This window comes from Catenulispora pinistramenti (genome assembly GCF_018274385.1).
In the GTDB taxonomy this organism is placed as follows: Bacteria; Actinomycetota; Actinomycetes; order Streptomycetales; family Catenulisporaceae; genus Catenulispora; species Catenulispora pinistramenti.
Genome location: NZ_JAAFYZ010000349.1, coordinates 1 through 7312 on the forward strand (window position 1 = coordinate 1; position 7312 = coordinate 7312).

The 7312-nt window shown below is 73.2% G+C and carries 6 protein-coding genes and 1 pseudogene; all 7 read right to left on the reverse strand.

The features are described from left to right. Nucleotides 1-616 (reverse strand): annotated as a pseudogene (locus KGQ19_RS46290) (precorrin-3B C(17)-methyltransferase); the annotation flags it as partial. Beyond that, a complete protein-coding gene (cbiE, locus tag KGQ19_RS52420) occupies nt 613-1800 on the reverse strand; it encodes a precorrin-6y C5,15-methyltransferase (decarboxylating) subunit CbiE (protein ID WP_212021610.1) in 1188 nt (395 codons plus the stop codon). The gene cbiE and the pseudogene KGQ19_RS46290, both read right to left, overlap by 4 nt. Nucleotides 1801-1845: 45 nt before the next feature. Next, nucleotides 1846-2661, reverse strand: coding sequence for a precorrin-4 C(11)-methyltransferase (gene cobM / locus KGQ19_RS46300; RefSeq protein ID WP_194896900.1), 816 nt, complete (start codon nt 2659-2661; stop codon nt 1846-1848). Further along, nucleotides 2658-3431: a precorrin-2 C(20)-methyltransferase gene (gene cobI / locus KGQ19_RS46305; protein ID WP_230420485.1), complete on the reverse strand. Its 774-nt coding sequence runs from the start codon at nt 3429-3431 to the stop codon at nt 2658-2660. The genes cobM and cobI overlap by 4 nt, the downstream gene beginning before the upstream one ends. Further along, nucleotides 3431-4804, reverse strand: a complete 1374-nt coding sequence (locus tag KGQ19_RS46310) for a cobyrinic acid a,c-diamide synthase CobB (RefSeq protein WP_307856720.1) — start codon at nt 4802-4804, stop codon at nt 3431-3433. The genes cobI and KGQ19_RS46310 overlap by 1 nt, the downstream gene beginning before the upstream one ends. Continuing rightward, the gene (gene cobO, locus KGQ19_RS46315) at nt 4798-5418 is read right to left on the reverse strand and encodes a cob(I)yrinic acid a,c-diamide adenosyltransferase (protein ID WP_212021612.1); all 621 of its coding nucleotides are present in this window, start codon (nt 5416-5418) and stop codon (nt 4798-4800) included. Before cobO ends, KGQ19_RS46310 begins: the two co-directional genes overlap by 7 nt. Next, the coding region (locus KGQ19_RS46320) for a VWA domain-containing protein (RefSeq protein WP_212021614.1) at nt 5418-7312 on the reverse strand (1895 nt) is incomplete at its 5' end. The genes cobO and KGQ19_RS46320, both read right to left, overlap by 1 nt.

Sequence of the window (7312 nt, forward strand, 5' to 3'; positions counted from 1 at the left end):
CCGGTACTTCGACCCCCGCACCCGGGTTCTGGTCCCCGCCTGCTGCCTCAACCAAATCGCTAACCGAGATGACCGCCTCAGCCAGCCCCGTTCCCTCACGCGCGTTCAGTACCGGGAGGGGCCAGTTATCTGCACCCCGCAGCGCGACTGGCGCCCCGGACAGCAGGGCGGTGCCGACCGGGGCCAGTTGGGCGGGGTTCTCGATCGTGAAGCCGAGGTCGGCGCCGTAGGAGTCGAGGGGTTGAGCGCCGGTGGTGTCGGAGGCGGTAGTGATCACCGGGGTGCAGCCCAGGAGTTCTGAGACGCGTTCGGCCAGGGTGTTCGCGCCGTGGTGGCCGCCGAGGAGGGCGACTGCGTGGCGGAGGGATTCGTCGATGCAGACCACGGGGGCGTCGGTGGATTTGTGGCCTAGGACTGGGGCTAGGGAGCGGACTGTTGCGCCGATCGCGAGGAAGGCCACTACTGCGTCGCAGGACTCGAATGCGGTGCGGAGGTTGGCGGCGCCGGTGTAGAGGCGTACTTCGGTGGGCCAGGCGGCGGCCAGGGTGGCGGCGGCGTGGTGGCCGGCGGATGTCGTGGCGACCACGCCGATCGTCTTCTGCGGCGTTGTGGTCAACGGCGTTCTCCCCAGAGCAGGAATACGGGATTGGTGGCGGCGAAGCGGTGGGCGTCGCCGGGGAGCGCGGATAGGCGCGAGGATTGGAGGAGGGCGCCGTCTGCTGTGCGGCCCGTCTTCGTCAGGATGCTGATGGTTTCTGGGACGCGCTCGATCGCGGCCAGGGCCACGACCACGGTTGTGGCGGGGGTTTCGGCGCAGGCGGCGATCACGTCGGTGCCGCCTCCGCCGACGAAGACCGCGTCGGGCTGTGGCAGGCGGGCGAGGACGGACAGTGCGTCGGCGGTGACCACCTCGACGGTGACGTCGTGGGTGGCGGCGTTGGCGCGGATGCGGTCGCAGGACTCGGCGTCGCGCTCGACGGCGAGTACCGCGGCGCCGAAGCGTGCGCACTCGACGCCGACCGAGCCCGAGCCCGAGCCGATGTCCCACACCAGGCGGCCCGGGCGCGGGCCCAGTTTGGCCAGGGCCAGGGCGCGGATCTCGGACTTCGTGATCATCGAGGCGCGGTGGGTGAACTCCGACTCGGCCAGCGCCCACCGGCCGGGGACGCCGGCGAAGCCCGCGATCCAGCCGCGTTCGGAGGTCAGCCGTGACTCGTCCAGGCACAGCAGGACGTGCGGGTCGGCGAACTCGGCGTGGGCGGCCGCGTGCGAGCTGAGGGTGTCAATGCGCTGATCCGGGTGGCCGAGGCGCTGCGCGACCACGAAGGTACGGTCCGGCAGGACGGCGCCCAGCTCCTTCGCGCCGGTACCCGGGCCGGTCAGCACGGCGACCTTCGGGAACGCGCGGCAGACGTTGGCGACCGGGCGCAGCTCGCGGCCGTGCGCGCTGACCACGATCGCGTCGTCCCAGGACAGGCCGATGGCGGCGAAGGCGGTGGCGACCGAGGACGGCGCCGGCAGGACACTGATTTCGAGCCCGTATTCGCGCAGCTGCCGGACGATGCCGAAGAACCCCGGGTCGCCGCTGGCGATCACGCAGACGTGCTCGTGCCGCGCGATCTCCTCGAACATGCCGTCCAGGGCGCCGAGCACGAGGCGCGTCGCGGCGGGCGGGATGTCGGCGCCGACCGCGTCCAGATGACGCCGGCCGCCGACCACGAGGGTGGCTTCAGCCAGCGCGGCACGGGCGGGATCGGACAGCGGGCCGCCGTCGAAGCCGATGACGGTGACGGTGATCACGTGCGTGCCACCTCTTGAGCAGCCTCAGCTTCAGCAGCCTCAACCTCAGCCATCCGACCCGGGCTCCCGTTGTGCCAGCAACTCCCGCCGAGCCGTCCTGTCCGCCCGCCGGAAACCGTGGAAGTGGCCGGGGTGATACAGGTGCGAACGGGTGCCGTGGGCGCCGAGCGCCGGGCCGATCAGGAACAGGGTGTGCTTCCAGAGCTTGCGCGCCTTCACCGTCTCTTCGAGGTCTGCGATGGTGCAGTACGCCAGCTCCTCGTCCTCCCAGGTGGCGCGGTAGGCGACGATCACCGGGGTGTCGGGGGCGTAGCCGCCGTCCAGGAGTTCGGCGGCGAGTTGGCCGGAGCGGGCCGCGGACAGGAAGACGGCCATGGTGGTGCCGTGGGCGGCGAAGGCGCGCACCGACTCCTTCTCGGGCATGGGGGTCTTGCCGCCGCCGAGGCGGGTGAGGATGACCGACTGCGCTACTTCGGGGATGGTCAGTTCGCGCTGGGCGATGGCGGCGACCGCGGAGAAGGCCGAGACGCCGGGCACGATCTCGGTCTCCAGTCCCAGTTCGCGGCAGCGCTCCAGCTGTTCCTGGACCGCGCCCCACAGCGCCGGGTCGCCGGAGTGGATGCGGGCGACGCGCAGGTCCGAGGCGAGGGCGCGTTCGTAGATCGCGATCACGCCCTCCATCGGCAGCGCCGCGGAGTCGACGATCTCGGCGTCGGGCCGCGCGTGCTCCAGCACCGCCTCCTGCACCAGGCTGGAGGCCCAGATCAGCACGTCGGCCCCGGCGATCGCCCGGGCCCCGCGCAGCGTGATCAGGTCGGCCGCCCCCGGCCCGGCCCCGATGAACGTGACCTTCGCCGTCACAGCGCTCCCCCTCGTTCGCGCCGCCGCGCGGTGGTGATGACAGTGGACAGATACGGCGCGGCGCCGATCACGTCCGGGCCCAGGTCGGCGACCGGTCCCACGACTTCCTCGGGCAGTCCCAGCGCGGCGCCGAAGACGCTCTCCTCAGTACGGCCGGCGTTCGTGACGGCCTGAAGCATCTCGGGCAGGAACCGGCCGCCCTTGTAGGCGACGACCGTGTCGAACGACCGCAGAGCGTGCTCGTAGGCGTCCAGCCCGGCGGTCATCGGGAACAGCGCCAGGACCTCGCGGCCCTCGGCCAGCACCGTGCCGGAGCGGGAGGCCAGGTCCTGCATCGCGGTGATGCCGGGCACGGTCTCCACCGCGACCGACGGAATCAGGGTACGAACGGTCTGCGCGAGATAGCTGAACGTCGAGTAGACGTTGGGGTCGCCGATCGTGGCGAAGGCGATGCGCTCGGCGCCGCCCTCGAACGCCGCGACGACCGCGCGCGCCGCCTCGTCCCAGGCGGTGAGGCGTTCGGCGGTGCGTCCGCCGCGGTCGGACAGCGCGAACGGCACGGCCCGGATCGTGGCGCCGTCCAGGTGCGCGCGCACGGTCGCCTCGGCCCGGCCCGGGCCTTCCGGACCGTCGGCGAGTACGGGCACGAACACGACGTCAGCAGCCTGCAACACCCGGACGGCCTTCACCGTCACCAGATCCGGGTCACCGGGACCGACGCCGACACCGGTGAGCAGGCGCACCGACGAGGAGGAATCAGGGTTCGCCATCACACCACCGCGCAGCTCTCGACCAGCCGCCGCGCGATCGACGGCGCGCCGGCCCAGTGCAGATGGAGATAGGAGGCGTGAATCCGGGTCCCCGCAAAGCCTTCGGTGACCGCTCCCCCGTTCCGGCGCCAGTGCCACGCCGGAGGCGAACCGGCCGAGGGGCTGACCGCGGTCCGGTGGAATTCGTGCCCTGACACCCGCGTGCCGGCGGCGGCGAGCACCGATTCGGAAGCGGCCACGGCGTGCCGGTAGCCCAAGGTCAGGCGGTCGGTCATCACAGCCTCGGCGTCCACGACCCCGCACATCGGCAGGCCGTCCAGGCTCTTGCCGAGGTACAGCAGTCCGGCGCACTCAGCGGCGATCGCGCCACCGAGGCGCCCGAAGCGGAACACCTCTTCGCGCAGCGCCTCGTTGGCGGCCAGCTCAGGGGCGTAGACCTCGGGGAAGCCGCCGCCGAGCACCAATCCGCCGACGGCCTCGGGCAGGGTCTGGTCATGCAGCGGGTCGAACGGGCAGACCTCGGCGCCGGCGGCGGCGAGCAGCTCGGCGTTCTCGGCGTAGGAGAAGGTGAATGCGGGCCCTGAGGCGACGGCGATACGCGGCCGGGGGCCGCAGCGTCGGCCGACTTCCTCGACCGGATCCCAGGCGGTCACGGCGAGCGGCGGGGCCGAGCGGGCCAGCCGGTAGACCTCATCGAGCTGGACGCTGGTGTCGAGCAGCCCGCCGAGGGCATCGACGGCGTCCACCGCCTCGGCGCGGCGTTCCGCCACCGGGACCAGGCCCAGGTGCCGCGAGGGGGCCGAGACCGCGGCCTCGCGCCGCAAGGCGCCCAGGACCGGCAGGCCCAGCTCGTCCAGGGCTTCCGTCAGGATGCTGCGATGGGTCTGGGAGCCGACCCGGTTCAGGATCACGCCCGCGAGGCGCACCTCGGGGTCGAACGCGCGGAAACCGTGTACCAGCGCGGCGATCGAGCGGCCCTGCGCCGCGGCGTCCACGACGAACAGCACCGGTGCCTGGAGCAGCTTGGCGACCTGGGCCGTGGAAGCCAGTTCGCCTTCCCCGGTGGCGCCGTCGTACAAGCCCATGACGCCCTCGACCACCGCGATGTCGGCGCCGGCCGCGCCGTGCGCGAACAGCGGCGCGACCCGCTCGATGCCGACCAGGTAGGGGTCCAGGTTGCGACCGACGCGGCCGGCGGCCAGGCTGTGGTAGCCGGGGTCGATGTAGTCCGGGCCGACCTTGAACGGGGCCACGGTGAAGCCCCGGCCGGTCAGGGCCCTGATGATGCCGGTGGCGACCGTGGTCTTGCCGTGGCCGGAGGCCGGGGCGGCGACCACGATCCTGGGGACGCTCAGCGGCAACGAGGTCACCACTCGATGCCCTTCTGGCCCTTCTGCCCGGCGTCCATCGGGTGCTTGATCTTGGTCATCTCGGTCACCAGGTCGGCGGCCTCCAGCAGGGCCGGGGCGGCGTCGCGGCCGGTGATGACGACGTGCTGGGTCCCGGGGCGGTCGGCGAGGGTCTTCACCACGTCCTGGACGTCGACCCAGCCCCACTTCATCGGGTAGGTGAACTCGTCGAGCACGTAGAGGCGGTAGGTCTCGGCGGCGAGGTCCTGCTTGATCCGCTCCCAGCCGGCGCGGGCGTTGTCAGCCTGCAACTCCGGATCGCTGTGCAGGTCGCGCTGGATCCAGGACCAGCCCTCGCCCATCTTGTGCCAGTCGACCGAGCCGCCGCTGCCGGTGCGCTCGTGCAGTTCGCCGAGGGCCTTGAGCGCCGACTCCTCGCCGATCCGCCACTTCGCCGACTTGACGAACTGGAACACGCCGATCGGCCAGCCCTGGTTCCAGCCGCGCAGGGCCAGGCCGAAGGCGGCGGTCGACTTCCCCTTGCCGGGGCCGGTGTGCACGATCGTCAGCGGCCGGTTGCGGCGCTGGCGGGTGGTGAGACCGTCGTCGGGGACGTGCTCGGGTTGGCCCTGGGGCATCAGGCGGCCCTCCGGTCGGAGCGGGGACGAGTGCTGTGGACGGCCGCGGTGAGCGTGTCGGCGGCGAGATCGGTGAGCGGCAGGTGGTCGGCGTCCAGATCGGCCGCGAGGCGGGCGGCCAGGCGCAGGCGGACCGGGCCGGACTCGCAGTCGACGACGATGGAGCCGCCGGCGAGCGACGCCACGGCCCGGTGCAGGTGGGCCGCGGCCCGGCGGGTGTCGGCGAGCGGGTCCTTGGAATGGGAGGCCTGCGTGGCGCGGCCGTCGGTGACGATGAGGACCAGCGGGCGCCGGTTCGGATCGCGCATGCGCTCGACGCGCAGGACGTCGGCGGCTTGCAGGAGGCCGGCGGCCAGCGGTGTGCGTCCGCCGGTCGGGAGCGAGGTGAGGCGGGCGGCGCCGGCGTCGACCGACCAGGTCGGCGGGAGCGCCACCTCGGCGTCGCGGCCTCGGAACGTGACCAGGCCGACCTTGTCGCGGCGCTGGTAGGCGTCGAGGAGGAGCGAGAGGATCGCACCCTTGACGGCGGCCATGCGCTGGCGCGCGGCCATGGAGCCGGAGGCGTCTACCACGAACAGGACGAGATTGCCTTCACGGCCCTCGCGAATCGGCTCGCGAAGGTCCTCGGAGCGAAGACGCAGCGCGCCCTGGCTGCGGCCTCGGGCGATCTGCTGGGGCGCGGCGGCGTGGACGGTCGCGATGAGATGGAGGCCGTGGGTGCCGGGGCGGGCGCCGACCGAGCGGCCGCCGGTGGCCCGGGCGCGGGAGCGGCGGCCTTCGGCGCCGGTGCCTACGCCGGAGACCTGTAACAGGCGGGCTTTGAAGGGCTCGCTCGGGGCCGCGGGGGCCTGCTCGCGCTCAGAACCCGAGCTCTCGGGCCCCGATCGCGGCGCGCCGGTCTTCTCGGGCCGGCCGGAATCGGGCTCTGCTGCCGAGTCCTGCGCGGGCGACTCGGCAGACTCCGGCGAGCCGGCTGCCCGCTCGGTCGGCGACCGGTCCGAAGGACTGTCGGGAGCGGCGGAATCGGCGCGGGGGTCAGCATCGCCCGAGTCACCGCCGGAACCGCCGGAACCGCCGGAACCACCCGAACCGCCCGAGCCGGGGCCCGGATCAGGGTCCTCATCCCCGTCGTCCATGGCCTCGTCCAACCGCTCCTCGTCCAGCCCCGGCGCGTCGAACGGATGCCGCCGACGCCGGTGCGGCAACGCCAGCATCGCCGCCTGCCGCACGTCCTCGGCGATCACCTCGCCGCGCCCCGCCCACGCGGCCAGCGCCGTGGCCGCGCGCGCCGTCACCAGGTCCGCGCGCATCCCGTCGACCTCGAACGAGGCGCAGATGCGGGTGATCCGCAGCAGTTCGGCCTCCGGCAGCGTCACCGACGGCAGCAGCGCGCGGGCGGTCTCGATCCGGGCCGCGGTCTCCTTGTCCGCCTGCTCCCAGGCCGCGGCGAAGCGCTCGGGGTCGGCCTCGTAGGCCAGCCGGCGGCGCACCACCTCCGCGCGCTCGGCGGGGTCGCGGCTGGCGCGGACCTCGACCGTGAGGCCGAAACGGTCCAGCAGCTGCGGGCGCAGTTCGCCCTCTTCCGGGTTCATGGTGCCGACCAGCAGGAAGCGGGCCGCGTGCCGGACCGAGACGCCTTCGCGCTCGACGTGCGCCACGCCCATCGCGGCGGCGTCGAGCAGGAGGTCCACGAGGTGGTCGTGCAGGAGGTTGACCTCGTCCACGTAGAGCAGGCCGCGGTGGGCGGCGGCCAGCAGGCCCGGCTCGTAGGCGGCGACGCCGGAGGCCAGGACCTGCTCCAGATCCAGCGAGCCGACCAGGCGGTCCTCGGTCGCGCCGACCGGGAGCTCGACCAGGCGGGCCGGGTGGGAGCCGATGGCGGTGGGGCCCGGGG